A 22,547-nucleotide genomic window follows, 5' to 3' on the forward strand; every position below is an offset into this window, starting at 1 on the left:
CGGAGGGGCGACTCAACGATCCGTTGCCTCATCTGTAATGAACCGCCGCTGTCAGGGCACTCTACTACAGAAGCTCTGCCTCGGCGGCCCACGCTCGGCAATCTTCCTTCAGCATTCACAGGTCATTGATGCCCAACTCGGCACAGGATGCGAACATGGTCAGGCAAGTGCTGCGCGGCAACCGAAGCGCGTATGCCGACCTGGTGGAAGCACACCAGGGACGCGCCCTGGCCTGCGCCCACCACCTGTGCGGAGACTTCGAGACGGCCCAGGACATCGCCCAGGAGGCGTTCGTCCAGGCGTACCGGTCGCTGCACAACCTGCATGACCCGGCGGCCTTCGGCGCGTGGCTGCATGGCATCGTGCGCAACCTGTGCCGCAAGCATCTGGCCAAGCAGCCGCCGCCGATGGCGTCGGTGGAGCAGGACCCGGTGCCCGAGCCGGCCGCGCCGCCCGACCGAACCGTCGAGATGGACTCGCTGCTGCAGACGTTGCCGCTGGCGGACCGGGAGATCCTGGCCGCGCGGTACCTGCAGGAGCTGGACTACGAGGAGATCGCCCGGATGCTGGGGATCAGCGTGAACAACGTGCGGGTGCGCTGCTTCCGTGCGCGGCAGGCGTTGCGGGCGGCGCTGGCGGGGCAAGGAGGTGGGCTCGATGGCTGACTGCGAGCAGTGGCGCGAGGCCATCTCGGCCTGGTTGGACGGGCAGTGCAGCCCGCAGGAAGAGAAGGAGGTGCAGGCTCATCTGGACGCATGCCCGGCCTGCCGCGCGTGGGCGGAGCAGGTCGAGGCCGACCGGCGATCATTCATCAGCAGTCTCATGGGCCGCCAGGCAGACATCTCTCAGGATGTGATGAGGAGAGTGAGTGAGATGTCTGTGGAACCGAAGGAAGTCGCTGTACCGCGCCGCCGCCCGTCGTTCGGGCTGGTGGAGCTGCTTGTGGTCCTGGGCATTTGCGGGGTTCTGGCCGCGGTCTTGTTCCCGGTGTTCTCCAAGGCGCGCGAGAAGGCGCGGCAGCCAAGCTGCCTGTCGAATGTCAGGCAGTTGGCGCTGGCGACGCTGCAGTATGCGCACGACTACGATGACGTGCTGCCACCGGCGGAGAACTGGGCGGAGCTGATCCAGCGCTACCACGGCAACACGCAGATCCTGCACTGCCCGAGCGCCATCGGCAGCACGGGCGACAGCTACGCGCTGGTGTCGCGCTGGGGTGGGATGCCGCTGAAGTCCATCACCGACCCGGGCAACACGATCATCATCTACGAGGCTGAGAACGGCCAGCCCGCGTACCGTCACAACGAGGGCATGAACGTCGGCTACGCCGACGGGCATGGGAAGTGGATCAAGAAGCTGCCGAGTGATGTCGCGCCCATCACGGCCATCGCCCCCGGCGCACCGGACAACAACTACGGCCTGCGCCGGCGCGTGAGGCTGGCCTATGACGCCTCGTGTGAGGTGTGGGTCAGGAGCCTGCAGAGCGCCGTCGTCGCCGCCGAGCAGACCTTCTACGACCGTGGGGGCTTCGTGCTGCACTCCGCGCTCGAGCAGGGCGGGGTGAACGCAGGGCAGGAGCTGCACCGCTCGGCCCGCGTCGAGGGCAAGGTCCCGACCGCCGAAGTCGGAGCGACGATCAACGCGCTGGCGGCGCTGGGCTATGTGGCGCGGCGCGAGATCAGTGGGGCGGACATGACCGACCAATATGTGACCGGGAGCCGGGCCGTGACGCAGACCGAGGAGGAGCTGGGGCAGGTGCAACATCGCGAGGCGGTGGCGCGGACGGCCCAGAAGCCCGCGCTGCAGGAGCAGACGCGCGCCGTCCGGCAGCAACTCGGGGCCGCGCAGGATGCGCTGTTCGGCGTGGAACGTGAGGTGGCGCTGGCGACGATCACGGCGACGCTCATCGAGCGCGGGCCGCAGGCGGCTGTATCGGCCGGGCAGATCGGCCGGGCCTGGAGCAGCTTCGTTCATACGGCGGGGCACGTCGGTGTTGTGCTGGTGTGGGTGGGGCTGTACGGGCTGTTCCTGACGCCGGTGGTGGTCGTGGTATGGGTCTGGCGGAAGCGTCGGGCGTCGTAGCTTCACATCAGACAGAGTCGCGGGGCCCCGTCCGCCTACGCGCTGCGCGCTACGGCGGACACCCCGCGACTCCTGCCTCTTGCCTCTTCCGTCTTCGTTCTTCAGTCTTCTCTCTTCCCTCTTCACCTGATCCTTCCGCCATGCGCCTGGACGGCCGGTTGCACCCCCTGGTAGTCATACCCGATGAAGATGGGCTTCGGCTCCAGCGTGACGGTGCGGATGTCGCCGATGGCGATGGCGCGGCGCCAGGCGGCCGGGTCGGCGCCCAGGAGAATGGCAGGCCGGCCCCGCAGTGTCGGGGCGGTCATGTCGGTATCCGCCCAGAAGTCGTACGTGTTGCGGCGCCAGCCCAGGTAGCTGGCCGCGCAGTAGACGCTCGGATGGTCCGGGAGATAGAAGGCCATCTGGCTGGCGGTCAGGTAGGTCTTGGCGATGATGAGCGGCTCGCGGCCGGTCTCGGCGCGGACCTGCTGCCGCAGTTGGTCTACCTGCGCCGCCATCTGGTGTGCCCCCCAGAAGCGCTCGAGGGGCATGGCCCGGCCGATCACCGGGAGCTGCGCCATCTGGATCGGGCAGGAGGTGACGAGATAGGCGAACACGCCGAACCCGAGGCTCCACTTCCAGGCGCGCCGGAGGAGGGGCGTCCAGGCCCCGGCGCGGCAGGCCTGCGCGGTGTACAGCCCCGCTAGCACCGCCAGGGGCGGATAGCCCGCCAGCGCCCAGTTCCCCTCCGAGCGCGTCGCGGCCGTCGCCGCCAGGAAGAAGAGAATGATGACACCGGCGCTGCACAGCAGAAGCAGGTGCGTGTCCCAGGCCTCCGCGTCCTGCCGGCGGCGACGCCACGCGGCGGCGAGACCCGCGGCGATCAGCACCGCCGCCGCGGGCCCGACAAGCGCGATCTGCGCACCGATGTAGCTCAGCGGCCATTCGGGACTCCACTGACGCTTCGCGGTGTCGGTCGGTGTGTTCATGTGGCCGCGCAAGTAGGTGATCGTGGGCCAGCCCTCCTGCTGGTTCCAGACCCAGATCGGGGCGATGGCCGCAACGAAGATGATGATGCTCAGGGCCAGGCCCACCCACAGGCGGGCGTCCCACCGGAACGTGCGCCGCTGCAGGAGCGAGTACAGCACCAGCCCTGGCACCAGCAGGACGATCGTGTACTTGAGCAGGAAGCCCAGCCCCAGCGCCAGCCCGAGCACTGCCCACCAGCCCAGCGGGAACCCGCCCGCCCGGTGGGCGCGGACGATCAGCCACAGCGCGAACGTCGCCCCCAGCCAACAGGCGATGTACAGGGGGTCATAGGTAATGAGCACGGACCACAGGGCGGTCAGCGGGAACAGCAGGAAGAGGGCCGCCGAGAAGAAGCCGGCGCGCTCGTCGCCCGAGACGCGGAGGGCCATCCGCCCCACCAGCAGGGCGGTCACCGCCATGGCGATGGGCGCCGGGAAGCGCAGGCCCCACTCGACATCGCCAAACAGCGCCTGCGCCGCCGCCACGACCGCCGCGATGCCGGGCCCCGAGTAGTGATACGAGAGCTGTAGCCGCCGGGCGCACTCCCAGTAGTTGGCCTCATCGCCCAGCAGGTCCGCCTGCAGGAAGAAGCGCAGGTTGACCAGGCGCCAGACCAGCCACAGGGCGACCATGAGCAGCGTCAGCCGCCACGTCGCCCAGGCGCAGGCCGGCGGGGGCTGGGGGTCTCCATGGGGTGACAGGGGCGGGCTGTCGGTCATCGAGGGTGGCAGTCCTTGGGCAGGGATGAGAGGCGGTCGCCTCGCCCTGGAGTATACCATAGGCGGCGGGCCGAACGGCAGGTCGTTGCCCCATCAGCGGCGAACGACGCGACCTCAGGGGGGTACGGAGGCCACATGACCCTGAAGCTGATTTCCTGCAACGTGTTCCAGCGCGAGGTGTGCCACTGCGCGGCGCACTCACCCCATGTCCTGGACATCGAGTTCGTCGAGCTGGGCGAGCACATCCACCCCGAGAAGCTGCGCGAGACGATCCAGGCAGCCATTGACCGCGCGGGCGACAGCGGGCGGCCCTATGACGCCATCCTGCTGCTATTTGGCCTGTGCGGCAACGCCGGCGTCGGCCTGCAGGCCCGCGCCATCCCGCTGGTCATGCCCCGGGCGCACGACTGCTGCACCGTGCTGCTCGGCTCGCGCGAGGTCTTCCGCGAGCACTTCGGCGACGCGCCCAGCACACCGTTCTCCTCCAGCGGCTACATGGAGCGCGGCGAGTACTTCCTGCGCGTCGAGGAGGGCGAGGCGCAGATCCACTACGGCGACGCCTACGCCGAGTACGTGGAGAAATATGGTGAGGAGAACGCGAAGTACATCTGGGAGCAGATGCACCCGGTCGGCCATGGCGACGAGAACCGCGCCGTGTTCATCGAGATCCCGGAGTTCGCCCACCTGGGCTACCTCGAGCGCTTCCGGGAGAAGTGCGCCGAGGTTGGGCGGACCTGCGTCGAGCTGCCCGGCAGCCTGCACCTGATCCAGGCGCTGCTGGCCGGTGACTGGGACGAGGCCGAGTTCCTCATCGTCCCGCCGGACCGCCAGACGGTCGGCGTCTACGACTGGAACGAGATCATCCGGTGTCAGCCGGTGTAGGCGCTGCCGTCGTGTAGGGCGGGGGCTTGTACCCCGCCCATCCGTTCGGGTAGCGCCATATGGGCGGGGTACAAGCCCCCTGAGATCGCGAGCGATCTCTATGCCCTACAGAGGGGTGTCCTCCATGGCCAGTTTCGCCCGCGACTGCCGGTTGCTGCGCCATGTCCCCGTGCCGATGCGCGACGGCGTCGCCCTGGCCACGACCGTCTACCTGCCCGAGGCTGAGGGCGCTTACCCGACCGTGCTCGTACGGACGGCCTACAACCGCGTGCCGATGCAGGGGGTGGAGTACGCCCGGCGGGGGATGGCCTTCGTCGTGCAGGATGTGCGCGGGCGCTATGGCTCGGGCGGGGACTTCTACCCCTTCATCCACGAGGCGCAAGACGGCGAGGACACGCTCAACTGGCTGGTGGCCCAGCCGTGGTGCAACGGCCGGGTGGGCATGTTCGGCGACTCGTACCTGGCGGCCACGCAGTTCTACGCCGCCAACACCGGCCATCCCGCGCTGGTGGCGCTCACCCCCCGCTTCATGGCCGGCGACTGTTTCAAGCGCGCGTACTACTGCGACGGGGCCTTCAGCCTCGGCCTGACCTGGAGCTGGCTCACCTTCGAGTGCTCCGCCCGCACGTCGGAGGCAGCGCTCATGCCTCTGTACGATGTGCGGGGGTTGCTCGAATCGCTGCCACTGCTCGACCTGGACGAGCGCAGCGGCGCGGGCGTCGTACCGTGGTGGCGTGACTACGCGGGTCACACGCGGTATGACGAGCAGTGGGAGCCGCTGAATGTCCGCCAGGACTTCGCGAACGTGCGGGCGCCGACGCTGCTCATTGGTGGCTGGTATGACTACTACGCGGGGGAGACGCTCCGCAACTTCGCGGCCCTGCGCGCGGCCGCGCCGACGCCGGAGCTGCGCGACAGCCACCGGGTGCTCGTCGGTCCGTGGACGCATGGCGTGAGCAGCGTCACGACCCTCGGCGAGTTGGACTTCGGCCCGGCGGCGCTGACGGAGAACGAGGCGACGAGACGCTGGCTGGAAGGGCTGCTGCACGGCAAGTCGCCGGCGGACGTGCAGCCCGCCCCCCTCCGGCTCTTCGTCATGGGCCGAAACGAGTGGCGCGACGAAGGGGAATGGCCGATGGCGCGGACGCGGGTCCAGGACTGGCACCTGCGCGCCGGTGGACGACTGACGCGCGAGGCGCCCGGCGACGAGCCGCCGGATGAGTATGACTATGACCCCGCCGACCCGGCGCCCACGCGCGGCGGCAACCACTCGATCGGGCCGTACAACCCCGGCCTGTACGAGATGGCGCCGCCGGGACCGTACGACCAGCGCGCCGTTGAGGCGCGGGCGGACGTGCTGACCTACACGTCAGAGGTGCTGGAGGAGGACCTGGAGGTCACGGGAACGGTGACGATGACGCTGTTCGCCGCGTCATCGGCGCCGGACACGGACTTCGTGGCGCGACTGTGCGACGTCTACCCCGACGGCCGCTCGATCAACATCACCGAGGGCGTGATCCGCGCGCGCTTCCGCGAGGACCTCTGGGGCGCACCGCGTCTGATGGAACCCGGGACAGTCGTCGAGTTCACGATTGGTCTCGATGCCACGAGCAACGTCTTCCTGGCCGGCCACCGCATCCGTCTCGCCATCACCAGCAGCAACTTCCCGCTGTGGGACCGCAACCTCAACACCGGCGGCGATCAAGTGACGGAGACACTGTGGCAGGTGGCGCACCAGACGGTCTGCCACAACGCCACGCGCCCGTCGCGGGTGAGGCTACCGGTACTCCCCGCGCGCTAGCGGCGTGGCGTCTACCGAATCGAGAACCCCGCCGTCACCACCGCCACAATCTCCTTGTCAAGCGTGCTCGTGTCGTAGGTTCCCTCGGCGCTCTCGGAGGTGGTGTAGGCCGGAATGATGCGCATGACGCCCATCTGGGCATAGCGCACCCCGGCCACGCGGCAGCCGCTATTGCGGGCAACCTGGTCGGCGCGCTGCCGCGCATCCTTGGCCGCCTCGGCCAGCATCTCCACCTTCAGCTCTCCCAGCTTCGTGTACAGGTACTCCGGGGCCAGCGACTCGATCTCCACGCCACCGCCCATCAGGTCGGTCGCGCTGCGAGCGAGCTTGTCCACCAACTCGACCTGCTGGGACTGCACGACGACTTCTTGCGTCAGGCGGTAGCCGGTGACCGGGCGGTAGACCGAGTTCTCATAGTCGGCCTGTCCCTTGGGCAGCGGCGCATAGAAGGTCTGCGTCTCGGTCGGCGACAGCGTTACCTCCTCGGCCTTCAGTCCGTGCTTGAGCAGGTACTCCTGGGTCTTCTGCACCCCGGCGCGGAGCGTCTTGTACGCCTGATCCATCTTGGCGTCACGCGCCGCGATGCGCGCGTGCCACGTGATCAGGTCGGAGCGAATGATCTTGCGGGCCGACCCGGTGATGCGGATGCTGTCATCGCGCGTCTTGATGCGCACGATCCCCTGCGTCACCACCACCGTGCAGGCAACGAGGGCGACCCCCACGACCCCGGCCACAATGATCGGGCTATAGCGTGAGACGTCCATCGGCGTGCCTCCTGTCGGCTGAGTGGGTCTGGTCTACGGCACCACGACCGCTGCCCCACTGCCGTCCCCGTCCAGCGGCTTGGCCACGTCCTCGAACACGTTCTTGCGCAGCACCGTCCCGGTCGCCGTCTTGCCGACGCGGATGCCCGTGCCGGAGTGCTTGATCGTGCAGCCCTCCACCAGCGTGTCCACCGTGTTCCCCTCGACGCGGATGTAGGAGTCGCTGTGCAGCACGTTGCGTCGGAAGACATTGCCGCGCGCTAGCGGGCCGGGGTACTGCTCGTTGCTGTTGCTTGTCGCGATGCCGAAAAAGGCCGGGCCCCAGATGCGCGCCCCGTAGCCGCTGCCCTCGGTCAGCTCGTTGTCGAGGAACTGGCTGGTCCAGGCCGGCTGCCAGCCCCAACCGTGCGGGTTCAGGCCCCAGGTGAAGAAGCCGTCAATGCGCGCGCCCTTGTTGCCGGCCACGATCACGTCGGCCGCCGACCCGTAGAGCTGCATGGCCCCGCCATCGGTGAAGGTGTTGCTGACGAAGAGGTTGCGCCCGCGGTAGGGCACGATGGAGAAGACGGACGTGTCATCGGGCGGCACGATCCACGGGCGGTCCACCTCCCAGCTGCGCCCCGCATTCGCCGTGACGAAGCGGACCTGCCCCGCGCCTGTGCCGTCGAGGATGTAGACGGCCGCCCCGCGGTAGTCCGTGTGCGGCGTAGGCGCATAGTCCTTGAAGACCGGGTCGGCGGCCAGCGTCAGCTTCGTCCCGTCGGCGGTCGCTTTGCCGAAGTAGGCCCCGCCGCCGGCGTCGAAGGTCATGATCTCCCGGTCGCCACCGTAGACATGCTGGACGCTGTTGTGCGCCACGTAGACATCGCGCGAGAAGTTGTTCCAGTAGGTCGTGGAGCTGCAGCATACGCCCTCGATGCGGTTGCGCTCGAAGATCATGCCTAGCAGGTTCTCGCAGCCGAACATGTGGCCGCGCAGCAGGCAGTCGCTGATGACGCCGTAGTACGGACCCTTCCCGGCGGCGAAGCCCCATGGGCCGGTGACGATCACGCGCCCCTCGCCGAAGCCGGCTGTGCGGCAGTAGAGGTCGCAGTCGGTCACGCGGAAGTTGCGGCCCTGCAGGTGGATGGCCGCCAGCGGCTCCTTCGTGGACTTCTTGGTGGTGTGGCGCGAGGCATCGGGCACGGCCCGGATCAGCACACGTCGCAGGCGCAGGCGCTCCGAAGCCGGCGTGTCGCTGATGACGCGGCGGTAGTTGAAGCAGAAGATCGCGAGGTCCTCGACGCCGAAGTCCGTGCCGCTGATCCACGACTCCGGCGGCGTCTCGGTGTTCTTGATGTAGAGCGTGGTGAGGCCCATGCCCGCGCCGCGCAGGACCGTGCCCGGCGGAATCTCCAGCGGCGCGGTGAGGTCATGCGTCCCGCGCGGCAGTTGCACGATACCGCCACCGTTCTGCTGGGCCTGCGCGAGGGCCTCGCGGAGGGCCTGTTCGACGTTCGGCTTCTCCCCCTCCAGCTTGACCGGGAAGACGTCCTGCTTCCAGGCCACCGGTGGGATCACGCTGATCTTGCCGGCCGACTGCCATGCCAGGCGGCCGCCCCGGCCGTTGTGGACGAAGACCTCGTACGCGCCGGGCTTGACGGTCGCCGGGACAGCGGCCCCCACCGCCCAGCACGTGTTCTCACTGATCTTCAGCGCGAGCGCCTTGCCGTCGGCGCCCTGGAGCACAAGCTGCGCGCCGGGCGCCATCCCCAGGCACTTGCCGAAGGCGCGCAGCCAGCCCCCCGGCGTCGCGCGCTGTCCCTCGTCGCCCTGCAGCCACCACGGCTGCGGCGCATTCACCAGCCAGGGTTCCGACACCTCGGCGCCCTGGCGCACGCGCACGGTGTACACCCCGGCCTTCCAGTCCGCCGGCACGGCCGCCTTGACGCACTGCCGGCTTGCCTGCAGGGGCTTGACGGGGGTCCACTTGCTGACCGCGAGGCGGGACGCCGGTGGGGCCTGCGCCGGGGCGTCGTCGAGACGGGCCGCTTCGACGGTGGCCCCGTCGGCGAAGCCATCGCCGAGCAGCATCACCGTCTCGTCCGGGCCGACCGGGTCGGAGGCCCAGAAGATGGCGGGCTTGGCGGACGCGAGGGTGCTCAGGCAGAGGTACAACAGCAGGACTGCGGGTGTGGGGCGCACTGGGTCACTCCTGTCTGGGCGGGGTGGACGCTAGCTCTGCAGGAGGGCGGTCTCCTTCGTCAGCCTCTCTAGCTCCTCCAGCGGGCAGACACCATGCGCCTCGCACGGGGCCGGGCCCAGCCCCGCCAGTCTCTTGCGGAGGTCCTTCAGCGCCTGCTTCCGCGAGGCGCCGGGCTTGATGAGCTTCTGCTTCTCGAGCAGGGCCTCAAAGTCCGCGTCGAACTGCTTCGCCCGTTCGGACACCGTGGGGGCGTGTCGCGTGATGATGGTGTGCTGGAAGCCGCGGCCTTCGGACGGCGTGACCGTCTCGGCGACGAACCAGTCGCCGGCGATCAGCGTGTTCCCCGGGTAGATTTTGTCCGAGACGATGACACGACAGAAGTCCTTGCCGAGGTCAGGGTTCTTGGCCACGAACTGTCTCATGTGCACGACGAACTCGATCAGCACCTTGATGCGCGTGCGTTCACTGCACTTGAACGCCTCGGCCTTCAGAGTCCCCTGGCGCTGGTCGCTGTCCTTGGCGGAGACCGGCGCGGACCCGTGCCGGGCCTCGGGGTGGAGGATGAGGTCGCAGCCCCCCTCGTGCACGTGCTTCTCCGTCCAGACTCGCTCGCGTCGGAAGCGCGCGCGGAGCCAGTCGGACGAACGTCGGCTCAAGCCGTCGCGGCAGCGCCAGATCCTGTCGCTGCTGGGGGCGTTCGGGAGGCTGAGGGTGCCAAACGGCGCCTCGTGCCGGATGCGTACACCCCTGGCGACACCACCCTCCTGCGTCGCGCACCGGGCCCCCTGGCGCTGCTCGGCGCTCTTGTTGTGCCGGAAAATGGCCACAAGGTGCTCGATGAGCATCAGCGTGCGGTCCTCGGGCTCCGGCGCGCACAGGACGGGCAGCGCGGTCTGCGTGCCCTGGTACAGCGCCACGGCGTCCTGGATTTCCGCCATCGTCAGCTTGGCCTGCAGCGCGGACCTCAGCTTCTCGCGCTGGTCGTCGGGCAAGGCCAGAGCGGGGGCTGTCCCACTCCCCGCGGCCGCCGTGTCGGCCGCAGTCTCGCAGCGGGCCACAGGCTCCTCGGAGATGGTCAGCGCCTGCAGCCGATCCGCCATGCCGGGCGGCAGGGCGCCAAAGGACAGGGGCAGCACAGGAGTGCCCAGGGCCATGGCATAGCCGATCTCCTGGTGCACCCACGGGCGCCCGTCCGACCCCGGCGTGAGGATCGGCAGGAACACGTGCGCGAAGGAGATCATGTCCCGCAGCTCATCGGAGAAGGACGCGCCGGGGAGGACCAGGGGGTCCCACATCGGGATGCCCCCAATCTCCCGGAGGTGCTCCTCCACGATCTCGGCAATCACCCGGTCGTCGTGGGAGTAGCTGATGAACACGCGGTAGGGGGCATGTGCTTCGGCCATGTCGGTTCCTCCGGGACGCGCGATGGGGGTATAGGTTCGCCCCAGGGCGAGGTACACCTGCCGGCCGAGGCGAGCCACGAGGAGGCCCGAGGGGCGGCTAGCGCGGCGGCGGGAGGATCAGCGCCTCGCCCACGCCCTCGCCGTCGTAGGCCTTGGCTACATCCTCGAACTGGTTGCCGCGCAGCAGCACGTTGGTCGGGCCCTTGCCGATCAGGACCCCCTGCTCGCTGTGCCGCACAGTGCAGTGCTCGACCACGGCGCCATCCACCGTGCCGCCCAGACGCAGGCGGGCGTTGTTGTGGCAGATGTTGCGGCGGAATACCATGGCCCGGGCCAGCGGCCCGGCATACTTGTCGTTGTTGTTGCTGGTGAAGGCCCCGATGAAGGCGGAGCGGCCTCCGTAGCCGTTGCCCTCGAGGATCTCGTTGTCCAGGAACTGGCAATTGAGGCACGGCTGCCAGCCCCAGTCGTGGGGGTTGAGGCCCCAGGCGAAGAAGCCGTCCATCCGCGCGCCCTTGTTGCCGGCGACGATGGTGTCGAGCCCCGAGCCGTAGAGCTGGAACGCCCCGCCGTCCTCGAAGGTGTTGCCGATGAACAGGTTCCGCCCGCGGTGCGGCACGATGGAAAGCAGCGACGTGTCATCGGGCGCGATGTCCCAGGCCCGGTCCACGTCCCACTCGCGCCCCGCGTTCCTGGTCACCCAGCGCCACTGCCCGGCGCCGGTGCCGTCGAGGATGACGCAGGCCGCGCCGGCCCAGTCGGTGTGACGGCCCGGCGGGGCGTAGTCCTTGAAGGTGGGGTCGGCCGCCAGCGTCAGGTGCGTGCCCGAGACGGCAGCGACCTGGCCGAAGTACGCCCCGCCGCCAGCGTCCAGCGTCATCATCTCGCGGTCGGCGCCGTACATGTGCTGCAGGCGGTTGCGCGCGTAGTAGATGTGGCAGCAGGCGTTGGTCCAGAAGGTGTGGATATCGTTGCCGATGGCCAGCAGGTCGTTGCCCGCGATGAGGTTGTCCTCGAAGATCAGCCGGTCGGCGTTCTCGATGCTGTAGCCGCGCCCACCGTACAGCAGCGTGTTGCGGGCGATGACACCGTACTTGGCCCGCAGGCCGGAGAAGGCATAGTTGCTCGCATAGATGTCGCAGTCGGTGACGGAGAAGTTGCGCCCACGCAACTGGACCGCGGCCCCGCACTTGCGGTGGGTGGCCGGCGTCTGCTTGCCCCGGTACGGGATGCCGGGCTCCTCGAACATGAAGTAAACGTTGGCGCGAATGCGAACGCGGCGGAGGAACGTGCCGACCGAGGTGTCCTCATCCTCGACCACGTTGCGGTGGTTCTGGCAGTACAGCGACAGGTTCTCCAGGCCGAACTTCGGGCCGTGGATGAGCGCTTGGGGCGGCTGGTCGAGGTCCGGCCAGTAGAGGTTGACCAGTGCCATGTCCTCGCCGCGCAGGATGGTGCCGGGCGGCAGCTTCAGCTCGCCCTTGATCTGGTAGCGCCCGCGAGGGAAGTAGACGACCCCGCCGCCGTTCGCCTCGGCCTGGGCCAGGGCGGCGCGTACGGCGGCGTCGCTGTCGTCACCGAAGTCGCGGACGTTGAAGATGTCGGGCTTCCACTGCTCGGGCGCGGTGAGGGTGATCTTGCCCAGCGAGTACGTGCCTGCCTTGCCGCCCCAGCCGTTGTAGAGGACGACCTCGTACTCGCGCGCAGCCAGGAACTTGCTGTCCAGCTTCACCGCAACGGTCCAGGGGTCGAGCTTGCGCACCGGCAGCCCCACCTGCGCCCCCAGCGCCCGCAGGCCGATGCTGGAACGCTCCGACATGCTCAGGCAGACGCCGAAGCAACGGAGCCAGCCGCCGAGCGAGGCCGTCTCTCCCCCATCGCCCTGCCACCACCAGACCTCGCAACCGTTGAGGAAATGGGCGGCAGAGGTCTGCCCGTCGCTGCTGACGCGGCAGGCGTATATGCCTTTGGGGAAGTCGGCGGGGACGACGAACTTGAGGTTGTGGGCGCTAACCTGCAGCGCCGGCACGCGCGTCCAGCGCTCGACGGTGTCACGCACGCCCTCGGCCTTGTTCTGGACGCAGCCCACTTCGACCACAGGGCTGTTCCCGAAGCCCCCGCCCATCAGCAGGCAGGTCTCATCCGGGCCGACCGGAGAGGAGGCCCAGAAGATGACGGGCGCAGCCAGCGCCGCGTTGACGCTCAACAGCATCCCAGCGCCCAGGAGCCATCGCATCGCTTTCCCTCCATCCCGTCGTTCCCGATTCCCGCCGTCAGTGCTTCGCCCAGTCCAGCTTCATCTGCTCCCGCGCCCCGACGGCCTGCTGGATGGGCCACGAGGCCCGCAGCTCATCCTGGTAGGGCCCGATCTGGTCCATGGGGATCGGCTTGAAGCCCAGCTTGAGGGCCGGGGAGTCGGGGTGGAGGCGGTAGTTGTCCGCGGCGCGATCCACGAAGTGCGGGTCGGCGATGACCGAGTGCGTGTCCAGGCCCAGCGCCTGCCATGCCTCCCATTCGCTCATCACGTCGGCCTCGCGCAGCTCCACGTCATCCACCCAGATCGTGCCCGTCCCTTGCGACACGTCAAGGCGGATGCAGATCTTGCTCATGCCTTCGTGGTAGTCGCTGTCGCCCGGTGCGGGGAAGCGGAAGGTGCACTCCACACGCTGCCACTCCGGCCGGGCCTTGACGCCGGTGTGCCTGGCCCAGAAGTACTTCCCGGCTTCATACGCCTGGGGCATGATCGCGCACGAGGTGGGCTCGTCCGCGCGGAAGCTCGCGGCCAGGCGGTACGTCTGGCCGGGCTTCATCGGGATGTCCTGGCTGTTGAAGTTGACGACGAGCCTCTGCCCGCTGGCGTCCGTCACGGTGCCGTCGCCCACGATCTTCAGGGACTGCTTGCCCGACAGGTGCTGTGTCACGTCGAGCCCTGCCTGCGAGTTGTTGGGTCGCACGCCCCAGTGCCAGCCCTCGGGCAGCTTGCCCGGCTCGCCGGCCTCGAAATCGGGACTGGGGGCGAGGTTCGGGCCGCTCACACTCCGGGTGCGCGTCACGCTGGTGCGGAGCGGCTGGCCCTCGCTCCAGATGAGGTTGTAGTCGGACTCGGTCTGGTCGAAGGGCAGGTTGGCGTGTGCGTACAGCCGGACCGCCGGCCCGCGGTAGGCCACGATGTTGCGCACGAACTTGTTGCCGGCCATCTGCCAGGCGTCATCCAGGCTCTTGGTCAAGGCCTCGTAGCCGGGGTACTTCAGATACGCGGCGGTGCCGTGGAACTTGTTCCACGCCTCGGTCATCATGGGGACCGGGTGGCCGCCCTTCACATAGCCGCTGTACTGCATCTCGTTGTCGCGGCCGTCCACAAGAATGTTGTTCTCGATGACGTTGTCGCGCCCGCCGTGAACGTGGACGCCGCCGAGGATCGTGCGGACGATGACATTGCCGTAGACGTGGACGCCGCAGGTGCCGTCATCGAGATACACGCCCCAGTTCATGTGCGGGCTGACCCACTGGCCGTTCTCCTGGCCGAAGCCCACGATGTCGTGCAGGTAGTTGTAGCGGATCTCCGTCCCGCGCTTGCTCCAGTCCACCTGCCACGAGTAGATGGCGCCACAGTCGGCGGTCTCGAGGTTGCAGTGACGGATCTCGTTGTACTCCAGCACGTGGTCGCTGCCGCCCCACACAATGCCGAAGCGCGGGCAGTCGTGGATGAGATTGTGCGAGGCGCGGTTGCCGACGCCGTTGCACGACACGCCCACGCCCTGCTTGTAGTACACCCCGGTGTGATGCAGGTAGTTGTTGTCGGCGACGTTCCCGGCGAGTTCGAGCGTGTCGCGGTTGCCACCGTTGAGGCTGATGGCGTCGCGGCCCACGTCGTGGATGTCGCAGCCCACGATGCTGTTGCCGTGGCCGCCGCTGATGCTGACGCCCGAGCCGTTGTAGTCGCCCACATTGCGGATGACGCTGGCCTCCAGGCGGCAGTCGTTGGTGTCACGCATGGCGACCGCCGTGCCCTCGGCGCACTCGAAGGTGAAGCCGCGGAACGTCACGTACGAGGCCCCGTCCTTCAGCTCCAGGATGGTGCGCAGCACCGGGGCGCAGACGGTCATCGTGGTCGGGTCCGCGCCGTCGGGCGGCCAGAAGTACAGCGTGCCAGTGGTCTTGTCGAGGTACCACTCACCGGGGGCGTCCAGCTCCTCGAAGAGGTTCTGGACCCAGTAGCGGTCGCCGGGCCGGATGGGATAGGAGGCGTCGGACGTGAGCGTGAGCGTGCGCTGCTCGCGGTCGAGGGACTTGATGCGGATGATGTTGTTCCACCAGTTGTAGCGCGGGAACACCATCACCTCGCCCTCCTCGGGATGGGCCCAGGTGCGCGCGTCGGCTTCCTTGTAGTGGAGCACGTTCCTGGGCTCGCCCTCGATGTTGACGTACATGGGCACAGGCTTGCCGTCCGCGTACGCCCAGCCGCCCGTCACGGGATGATCGAAGTCGTGGTTGGGGTAGCGCGCCAGGTCCATGCGCTTGCCGTTGCACAGGAGCTGCCTGAAGTAGACGCCCTGCAGGCCGTGCGCGGCCATGTCGGCCTTCAAGATCTTGCCCTGGTAGGGCGTGAAGCCAGCGATGGTCTTGCCGCCGATGAGGATGGGCTGCTCGCCGGGGATAGCCCGCCAGACCACCGGGGTCTGCCGGCTCCCGGAGTCCTCGGCGGTGAGGGACAGCGTGGCGGCCAGGGGGTACAGGCCGCCACGCACGTACACGGTCACCGGACCGTTGGCCTTGAGCCGGCGCACCTCATCGCGCGCCCGGGCGAGGGTCGCGAAGGGCCCGTCCGTGCCGGCGGCGTTCGCATCCGGCAGCGCCCCCGACCAGGCGTCGTTGCCGCGTGGCGAGACAAACAGCGTCACCGGGGCGGCCAGCGCCCCGGTGACCGTCAGCGCCGCCACAATCGTGTAGACGAGCCACTTCACGGTCATCGCCTCCCGAACGTGCGGTGTGGTGCCCGCTACAGCCGGTACGCCGCCTCCACCTTCGCAATCGCCAGGCCCACGTCCCGGGCATCGTCGTCGGTGAAGCTCTCGTGCACCGAGGTGCGCATGAGGTTCAGGTCCGCCTGCTTGGCGTTGGGGCAGCAGTTCTCGTAGTCCACATTCCCCTGCTTCTCCCACAGCGGGCAGCACCACGGGCAGTCCGTGTTGCCGTAGGCCTTGTGCTGCAGCGTGTAGGGGTTCAGCATCGCCAGCGCGCCGTAGTTGGGTGCGACGCCGACGCCCTCGGCCCCGACGGCCTCACAGAACTTCGCCTTGTCCACGCTCATGCGGTCGGCGTGGTAGCGCAGGAAGATGAACCAGTAGGCGCTCTTGGCGCCCTCGATGACCTTGCCCATCTGCACGCCTTCGGTCCCCTGCTCGATGAGGGTCTCCTCGATGATCTGCGCGCAGCGGCGGCGGACGGCGACGATCTCGGGCAGCTTCTGGAGCTGCACGCGCCCGATGGCCGCGCCCAGCTCGGTCATGCGGTAGTTGATGCCCACGAACATGTTGCCCGGCGAGTCGGAGTTGAAGGGCTTGCCGCGGTCGGCGAAGCGCTTGGCCTGCCAGTACAGCTCTTCGTCGTTGGTGACGACCATGCCGCCCTGCCCGCCGGCGGTGGAGTGCTTGCCGCTCATCAGCGAGTAGCAGCCCATGTGGCCGATGCTGCCGGCCTTCTGGCCCTTGTACTCGGCGTCGTGGGCCTGGGCGCAGTCCTCGATGACCCATAGATTGTGCTCGCGGGCAATGGCCATGATGGCATCCATGTCGCACGGCTGGCCGGCGATGTGGCCGCAGACGATGGCCTTCGTCTGGCTGGTGATGCGCTCGCGCACCGAGGCCGGGTCCATGTTCTGGGTCTCGGGGTCGGCATCGGCGAACACGGGGATGCAGTTCTGCAGCAGCACGGGCATGATCGCGCCGGGGTCGGTGATGGGCGAGCAGATGACTTCACTGCCCGCGTCCAGGCGCAGCGCCCCGAGGGCGGTGTGGACCGAGCCGGTGCCGTGGGAGACGGCGTTGCCGAACTTGCAGCCCATGTGGGCGGCGAACTCCTGCTCGTAGGCGTCCACTTCGACGCCACCGTAGCGCTCGAACGCTCCGCCCTGGGTCCGGGCGCGCTCGACGACCCGGTTGATCGCCTCGATCTCGCGCTCATCAATCTGATCGCGCATCGGGAACGGCGTGGTGCGGACGGGGCTCCCCCCGTCAAGGGCCAGCTTGCTCATGTTCTGCCTCCAGATTGGTCAGAGCGAGGGTGTCGTTGCGGGCGAGACCCCGCCTGGGTATCCGATGAGGGCGGGGTCCCCGTCAGGCCTGCGGCCTGACACCCCGCCCTGGTTGTCTGCCTATCGACCCGAACCGCGAACCCCGGGTCCCGAACCCAACCCCAACCCCCAATCCCTAATACCTGCCGTACTTCAGACAGCTCTGGAAGTACGCATGCATGTTCTCGGGCGGGGTGCCCTCGCGGAAGCTGTCGGAGCTGCCGATGATGAAGCCGCCGCCGGGCTTGGCGATCTCCATGGCCTCGGCCACGGTGCGCTCCATCAGTCCGGGTGTGCCCAGCTTCGCGACGTAGATCAGGTCCACATAGCCCTTCAGCGTGACCTTCGCCCCGATGCGCTGCTTGGCCTCCCGCAGGTCGAAGTCGCAGATCGGCGGCGGGGTGCACGTCTCCAGCACGTCCACGCCGCAGTCGGCGATCAGCTCCATGGTCTGGGCCAGCTTGCCGTCATCGTAGTAGTCCACATACCCGCCGTAGCTGTGGGCCAGGTCCGCGACCGCCCGGATGTGGGGCACGAAGACCTCCGCGAAGATCGCCGGCGACCAGCCCGCCGAGACGCTGTTGTAGTAGGAGTTCAGGAAGATCCATTCGCCGCCGGCTTCGAGCACGGCCTTGGCCTCGGCCATGGTGCGCTCCTGGAACAGCTCCACCTGGGCGTCGAAGAAGGGGCGGTCCAGGTAGAAGTCCATCATGAGCTGCTCCATGCCGCGCGCATCGCCTGCCTGGTGGCACAGGTCGCTCAGCACATTGACCATCACGACGCCGCGGTCGCCCAACTCCGTCATGCGCGCCGGCACGTGGTCATAGTTGCCGCTGATCGGCGGGAGGACGTACGGCAGGGCGGGGAGATCATCCGGGCCCTTGAGCAGGTACTCGGTCTTGATGGGGTTGGGGGCCATGCCGTACTCGCGGCCCGAGGGCGGGATCTTCGTGCGGTCCGACAGCTTGCCGGCCGGGGTGTGGAAGGTACGCTCGACGACCTGGTACTCGCCGTCCTCGTGCCGCTCCTGCTCAACCCGCACCTGCGGCAGGTTGTACGTGTCGGGGTAGGAGACGAGGTAGTTGGGCGTGCGCGAGGACAGGATCTCCATCGGGTCAATGGCGGGAGAGTAGGTCTCCTCCAGGCCATGCGTCTGGTCCGGATCCAGCCACTTCCACTGGATGCGCGGGCAGATCGGCACGCGGTCTGGCTCTTCGTGACGCACGGTCGCCAGCAGGCGTTCTCGGCCAGTCATCTGGGCCCTGGGCATGCGAGGTACCTCTCACAGGATCTGGTGCGCCCGACACTCCTGTCGGGCAGTGGTACTCGGGTACGCCCGACACTCCTGTCGGGCGGGTGGACGGCGGGCCCGACAAGAGTGTCGGGCGTACCGGCAGGGCCGTCAGGCCCCGTCCGGCAGTGCCGAGACTACCGCTTCCGCCCACAGCCGCGCCATGTACTCCATCCCCGCGATGTTGGGGTGCACGGGGTCGGCGCCGTACCACTTGGCCTTGTCTACGGCATAGGCGGCGAGGAAGTCGGGACCCGGCCGCAGACCCCGCCGGGCGACGAGCGCGTCCATCTCGGCGCTGTAGCTTTGCAGGATCGGTGCCGCACCCTCAGCGTAGTCATAGCACGGGCGGGCGATGAGAATGCGCTCCGGCCGCGCGCCGTAGTCCGTGATGAGCAGGCTGACGATGGCGTCGAGGTTCGCCGCCACAGTCGCTGCCGGAAGCTGCGCGCGCTCGTCGTTGACCCCCAGGTGGATCAGCCACACCTGCGGGCGTAGCAGCCGCATGCGCTCCTGCCACCCGCGGTCGCCGCGCATGGTGTTGAGGGTCGCGCCCGTCGTGATGCCGCCGACGCCCTCGTTGGCGATGAAGACAGGCTGCCGCCATCGCTCGGTCAGGAGGTTGTTCAGGTCGGTCATCCAGCTCTGGAAGCAGTTGACCTCGGGGCGGTGCCAGGCGGTGGTGGGCGAGTACTGCGGGAAGTTGCGGCCGTCCTGCGAGACTGCGTCGGGCGGGAACATGCTCGCCGTCAGGTGCAGGTCATCCCGCCAGAAGCCGTGCCCCTGGTAGCCCTCGGTGATGCTGTCGCCGAGAGCGCCGATGACCGTGCCGATGCCGACACGACTCCAAGAGGCGGAGCAGACGACACGGCCGGCGGCGTCCAGCCCGCCCAGACGCAGGGCGTACTCGCCGGGGGCGAGCGCAGGGAACGCGACCTCGGGCGCAGCAGGAGTCGCGGGTTGCTCGGCCACGGGCCGGTCGTTGTGCAGGAGCAGGACGCGGACGCGGATCGGCGGCGCGTCGGCCGGGAAGACTACGCGCACGCGCAGTTCGCGCGAGGACTGGATGTAGGGGATCGTGTACGAGCCCTTGAGGTCGGGCACGGTCAGCAGCAGCGGCGTCCGGGCGACGGCCTGCTCCGCCGGGGTGAGGGGCAACTCGATGGCCGCGGGCGCGGCCACCGCCGTCTGCCACACCAGCGCCACCAGCAGCGCCGTCAGGAGCAGGCTCAGCATCGGACACGCTCCGGCCCGTCGGGATACAGACGGCCGTACTCGGCGGGGTCCAGCGCCTGCGCAAGGCTCTCGCGCGTGCCGCGGACGTGGGCGCGCATGGCCGCTTCGGCGGCCGGGGCGTCATGGACCTCGATGGCGGCCATGATGTCAAGATGGGGATCGGCGGGAGCGGGGGCGAGGGCCGGCGGGGGGGCATCGTCACCGGCGGCGCTCGACCGCCGCACGAGGTACGCCAGCAGCATCAACGCCTCGGCGTGGCCGGCCCCGCCCAGGTAGTCGTTGCCGCCACCCCGGATGATCTGCCGGTGCAGGTCGAAGTCCAGCATCCGCACGCCGAGGGCGTCGCCCCGGGACCGCGCCTGCTCGACCTGGCGCCAGGTCTCGCGCAGGGCGGCTCGCTCCTGCTCTCCGGCCCGCAGGGCGAACAACCGGGCGGCCATGCCCTCCAGGCACTCGCGCACCTCATACACCTGGCACAGCTCACCCAGCGAGGGCCCCGCCACGCGTGCGCCGCGATGGGTGTCATGTTCCAGCAGGCGCAGGGTCGTGAGGCGCTGCAGGGCCTCGCGGACCGGAGTGCGACTGACCTGCAGTTCCTCGGCGAGTTGGACTTCGGTGAGGCGATCGCCGGGGCGCAAGTCCCCGGCGACCAGGCGGCGGAAGAGCGCCTCCGCGACATGGTCGGTGAGAGACAGGCGGGGTATGGGCGGGGGCGCGGCTGGCATGTTGCATACTGTATACAATCCACAACGCGGCGTCAAGTCCCCCCACGGCATCCGAGCAAAAGGGAGGTGGGGGCGGCTCGTGACGGGGGCTTCCGCCCCCGCCTAGACTGAGTCGGCCCTCCGGGCCTCAACGGCAACGGCACTCGCCGAGGCCGACAGGGGGGCACGTATGCGCCTACCGCCTGCCGCCTGCACCGATACGCTGTCGCCGTCAGCGCCGGAGGCGCGGCTCAACCTAGGCGGGCGCGGCAGCGCCCGTCCACCGCACCCCCTCCTCCCCATCCCCCGCGGGGCCCGTCGGCGCGACGCACTCGCCACCCGAGGAATCACCTGCTGGTGCGGCGAAGCGGTCGGGCAACTTGCACTGTCATGGAGACGACTATGGACCAACTGCCGAACGTCTGGGGCGGAGGCCAACTCTTCGCGTTCTCGGGCCTGGAGGGGGACACAAGCTGGGAGCATCCGCTCGTGGGCAGTCTGCTGCCCGACCGCGTGGGCGTGGACTTCCACCAGAGCCCGTCCGTCGTGCTCGAGATCGTCCCCGCGGCCCCGGCGGAGATCGTGCCGGAGGTCGTGCTGGGCGATGTGTTCTCCCTGAAGCTCGGCGGGGCGCCGGTGCTCGTGGCCTGGGCGGACCGCTTCACGGTCGTCGGGCAGATAGGCGCGGGGTTGAGCGCGCGCCTCCACGAGGCGGGCGATGAGATCGAGACGAAGGGCGGGCACTTCGCGTTGGTGCGTGCCGGGGACGCTAGCGGCAAGTGGGCCCTGGCGTATGACCCGGCGTCGGCCGAGGCGGCCCGCGCGCGCGCCACGGCGGCCCTGGCCCTCGATGTCGCGCAGGTGGCTGGGCAACGCCGGGCCTTCATCGAGGGCGTGGCTGCCGTCGGCCTGGCTGCCCCCGCTGACCCACGTACCTACCGCAAGGCCGCCAGCGTGCTGAAGGTCAACGTCATGTCGCCGGAGGGGAGCATCGGGCGGCGGTGGACGACCCCGGACCGCTGGCCGCACCGGCACATGTGGCTGTGGGACTCCGCCTTCCATTCGCTGGGCTGGCTGCACCTGGACCCGGCGATGGCGCAGGATACGCTGGAGGCGATGGTCGAGGCGGCGTATCCCGACGGGATGATCCCCCTGTGCTCGGCCCCCACGCCCCATCCGTACCAGGTCTCCCAGCCGCCGCTGCTGGCCTGGACGGTGTGGGAAGTACACCAGGCCGCCCGCGATGTGGACTTCGCCGTGCGGCTCTATGAGGGCCTGGCCGGCTACATCCGCTGGTTCCAGCGCGAGCGCGACCGCAACCATAATGGGCTCTACGAGTGGTGGAAGGACGAGGACAACACGCTGTGCCATTGCGGCGAGTCGGGGCTGGACAACTCCCCACGCTTCGACCAGCCCGGCATTGACGACCATGTGGACCTGAACTGCATGCTGGTCAACGAGATGGAAGTCCTGGCGCGCATCGCCCTCATTGCCGACCGCTTCGACGAGGCGGCGGAATGGCAGGAGCAAGCCCAGGCTCTCGCCGCCCTGATCAATGAGCGCATGTGGGATGAGCAGACCGGCTTCTACTACGACCTGCGAGCGAACGGGACGCTGCTGCCGCTCAAGACCGTCGTGGGCTTCCTGCCGCTGTGGGCGGGGATCGCGTCGGGGGCACAGGCCGGGCGCCTGGTAGAGCATCTGCTGGACCCGCGTGAGTTCGCGTGTGAGTTCCCGGTGCCGACGGTGGCGCTGGACGAGCCGTCGTTCAGCGATGACATGTGGCGGGGACCGACGTGGATCAACACGAACTTCCTGATCTGCCGGGGCCTGCGGCGCTACGGGCTGACGGCGGAGGCGGACGACCTGCGGGCGCGGACCATGCGCGAGATCCAGCGCTGGTACGAGCAGACCGGGGCGATCTACGAGTACTACGACAACTTCGCGCGCACCGAGCCGGGGCTGCTGCACCGCAAGGGCGGCGTCGGCAGCGCGGGGGGCTATGGCGTGGGGACGATCCGCGATTATGGCTGGTCAGCGGCGCTGTACGTGGCACTGGCGCGGGAGGGGAACGGCTAACGGCGGCCCACCCCCGCGCCTGCGGCGCGACCCCTCCCCACAGGGGAGGGGTGTGCCGTCTCCCCTCCCTTCAGGGAGGGGGTAGGGGGTAGGACGATGTT

Annotated in this window: 15 protein-coding genes; 5 read left to right on the top strand and 10 right to left on the bottom strand. The window is 68.9% G+C overall.

Annotation, left to right across the window (positions count from 1 at the left end; all coding sequences use genetic code 11):
- Positions 1-155 precede the first annotated feature (155 nt).
- Complete coding sequence (locus tag LLH23_11020; protein MCE5239012.1) at positions 156-665, top strand: sigma-70 family RNA polymerase sigma factor; 510 nt, start codon at positions 156-158, stop codon at positions 663-665.
- Positions 658-2,079: a DUF4349 domain-containing protein gene (locus tag LLH23_11025; GenBank protein ID MCE5239013.1), complete on the top strand. Its 1,422-nt coding sequence runs from the start codon at positions 658-660 to the stop codon at positions 2,077-2,079. The genes LLH23_11020 and LLH23_11025 overlap by 8 nt, the downstream gene beginning before the upstream one ends.
- A 122-nt stretch (positions 2,080-2,201) precedes the next feature.
- Here LLH23_11025 and LLH23_11030 read toward each other — a convergent pair whose 3' ends face one another.
- Positions 2,202-3,809, bottom strand: coding sequence for a glycosyltransferase family 39 protein (locus LLH23_11030; protein ID MCE5239014.1), 1,608 nt, complete (start codon positions 3,807-3,809; stop codon positions 2,202-2,204).
- A 135-nt stretch (positions 3,810-3,944) separates the two neighbouring features.
- On the opposite strand from LLH23_11030, the gene LLH23_11035 reads away from it, so the two are divergent.
- Together LLH23_11035 and LLH23_11040 are read left to right on the top strand one after the other, a co-directional pair.
- A complete protein-coding gene (locus LLH23_11035; protein ID MCE5239015.1) occupies positions 3,945-4,691 on the top strand; it encodes a DUF1638 domain-containing protein in 747 nt (248 codons plus the stop codon).
- 124 nt (positions 4,692-4,815) lie between these two features.
- Positions 4,816-6,492, top strand: a complete 1,677-nt coding sequence (locus LLH23_11040) for a CocE/NonD family hydrolase (protein MCE5239016.1) — start codon at positions 4,816-4,818, stop codon at positions 6,490-6,492.
- 11 nt (positions 6,493-6,503) lie between these two features.
- Here LLH23_11040 and LLH23_11045 read toward each other — a convergent pair whose 3' ends face one another.
- From LLH23_11045 to LLH23_11085, 9 genes are all read right to left on the bottom strand, one after another.
- Positions 6,504-7,256 (bottom strand): SIMPL domain-containing protein, encoded by a 753-nt coding sequence (locus LLH23_11045; protein ID MCE5239017.1) that lies wholly within the window; start codon positions 7,254-7,256, stop codon positions 6,504-6,506.
- 33 nt (positions 7,257-7,289) lie between these two features.
- The gene (locus LLH23_11050) at positions 7,290-9,440 is read right to left on the bottom strand and encodes a hypothetical protein (protein MCE5239018.1); all 2,151 of its coding nucleotides are present in this window, start codon (positions 9,438-9,440) and stop codon (positions 7,290-7,292) included.
- A 30-nt stretch (positions 9,441-9,470) separates the two neighbouring features.
- A complete protein-coding gene (locus LLH23_11055; protein MCE5239019.1) occupies positions 9,471-10,844 on the bottom strand; it encodes a TIR domain-containing protein in 1,374 nt (457 codons plus the stop codon).
- Between the two features lie 97 nt (positions 10,845-10,941).
- On the bottom strand, positions 10,942-13,080 hold the full coding sequence (locus tag LLH23_11060) for a hypothetical protein (protein ID MCE5239020.1): 2,139 nt from the start codon (positions 13,078-13,080) through the stop codon (positions 10,942-10,944).
- 37 nt (positions 13,081-13,117) lie between these two features.
- The gene (locus tag LLH23_11065; GenBank protein ID MCE5239021.1) at positions 13,118-15,808 is read right to left on the bottom strand and encodes a right-handed parallel beta-helix repeat-containing protein; all 2,691 of its coding nucleotides are present in this window, start codon (positions 15,806-15,808) and stop codon (positions 13,118-13,120) included.
- A gap of 35 nt (positions 15,809-15,843) precedes the next feature.
- On the bottom strand, positions 15,844-17,097 hold the full coding sequence (locus LLH23_11070; protein ID MCE5239022.1) for a DegT/DnrJ/EryC1/StrS family aminotransferase: 1,254 nt from the start codon (positions 17,095-17,097) through the stop codon (positions 15,844-15,846).
- A gap of 175 nt (positions 17,098-17,272) precedes the next feature.
- Entirely contained in the window at positions 17,273-18,406 is a 1,134-nt protein-coding gene (locus tag LLH23_11075) for a hypothetical protein (protein MCE5239023.1), read from the bottom strand.
- A 132-nt stretch (positions 18,407-18,538) separates the two neighbouring features.
- Positions 18,539-19,663 (bottom strand): SGNH/GDSL hydrolase family protein, encoded by a 1,125-nt coding sequence (locus LLH23_11080; GenBank protein ID MCE5239024.1) that lies wholly within the window; start codon positions 19,661-19,663, stop codon positions 18,539-18,541.
- Positions 19,657-20,388: a GntR family transcriptional regulator gene (locus LLH23_11085; GenBank protein ID MCE5239025.1), complete on the bottom strand. Its 732-nt coding sequence runs from the start codon at positions 20,386-20,388 to the stop codon at positions 19,657-19,659. The genes LLH23_11080 and LLH23_11085 overlap by 7 nt, the downstream gene beginning before the upstream one ends.
- Positions 20,389-21,459: 1,071 nt before the next feature.
- Between LLH23_11085 and LLH23_11090 the strand changes: the two genes are divergently transcribed.
- Positions 21,460-22,446: a hypothetical protein gene (locus LLH23_11090; protein ID MCE5239026.1), complete on the top strand. Its 987-nt coding sequence runs from the start codon at positions 21,460-21,462 to the stop codon at positions 22,444-22,446.
- The last annotated feature ends 101 nt before the right edge of the window (positions 22,447-22,547 follow it).

This window comes from bacterium (assembly GCA_021372615.1).
In the GTDB taxonomy this organism is placed as follows: domain Bacteria; phylum Armatimonadota; class Zipacnadia; order Zipacnadales; family UBA11051; genus JAJFUB01.

What these genes read in the sequence shown, in the direction of transcription:
- LLH23_11020 (MCE5239012.1), top strand. Translation starts at nt 156, where the DNA reads ATGGTCAGGCAAGTGCTGCGCGGCAACCGAAGCGCGTATGCCGACCTG.
- LLH23_11025 (MCE5239013.1), top strand. Translation starts at nt 658, where the DNA reads ATGGCTGACTGCGAGCAGTGGCGCGAGGCCATCTCGGCCTGGTTGGAC.
- LLH23_11030 (MCE5239014.1), bottom strand. Translation starts at nt 3,809, where the DNA reads ATGACCGACAGCCCGCCCCTGTCACCCCATGGAGACCCCCAGCCCCCG.
- LLH23_11035 (MCE5239015.1), top strand. Translation starts at nt 3,945, where the DNA reads ATGACCCTGAAGCTGATTTCCTGCAACGTGTTCCAGCGCGAGGTGTGC.
- LLH23_11040 (MCE5239016.1), top strand. Translation starts at nt 4,816, where the DNA reads ATGGCCAGTTTCGCCCGCGACTGCCGGTTGCTGCGCCATGTCCCCGTG.
- LLH23_11045 (MCE5239017.1), bottom strand. Translation starts at nt 7,256, where the DNA reads ATGGACGTCTCACGCTATAGCCCGATCATTGTGGCCGGGGTCGTGGGG.
- LLH23_11055 (MCE5239019.1), bottom strand. Translation starts at nt 10,844, where the DNA reads ATGGCCGAAGCACATGCCCCCTACCGCGTGTTCATCAGCTACTCCCAC.
- LLH23_11060 (MCE5239020.1), bottom strand. Translation starts at nt 13,080, where the DNA reads ATGCGATGGCTCCTGGGCGCTGGGATGCTGTTGAGCGTCAACGCGGCG.
- LLH23_11070 (MCE5239022.1), bottom strand. Translation starts at nt 17,097, where the DNA reads ATGAGCAAGCTGGCCCTTGACGGGGGGAGCCCCGTCCGCACCACGCCG.
- LLH23_11075 (MCE5239023.1), bottom strand. Translation starts at nt 18,406, where the DNA reads ATGCCCAGGGCCCAGATGACTGGCCGAGAACGCCTGCTGGCGACCGTG.
- LLH23_11080 (MCE5239024.1), bottom strand. Translation starts at nt 19,663, where the DNA reads ATGCTGAGCCTGCTCCTGACGGCGCTGCTGGTGGCGCTGGTGTGGCAG.
- LLH23_11085 (MCE5239025.1), bottom strand. Translation starts at nt 20,388, where the DNA reads ATGCCAGCCGCGCCCCCGCCCATACCCCGCCTGTCTCTCACCGACCAT.
- LLH23_11090 (MCE5239026.1), top strand. Translation starts at nt 21,460, where the DNA reads ATGGCGCAGGATACGCTGGAGGCGATGGTCGAGGCGGCGTATCCCGAC.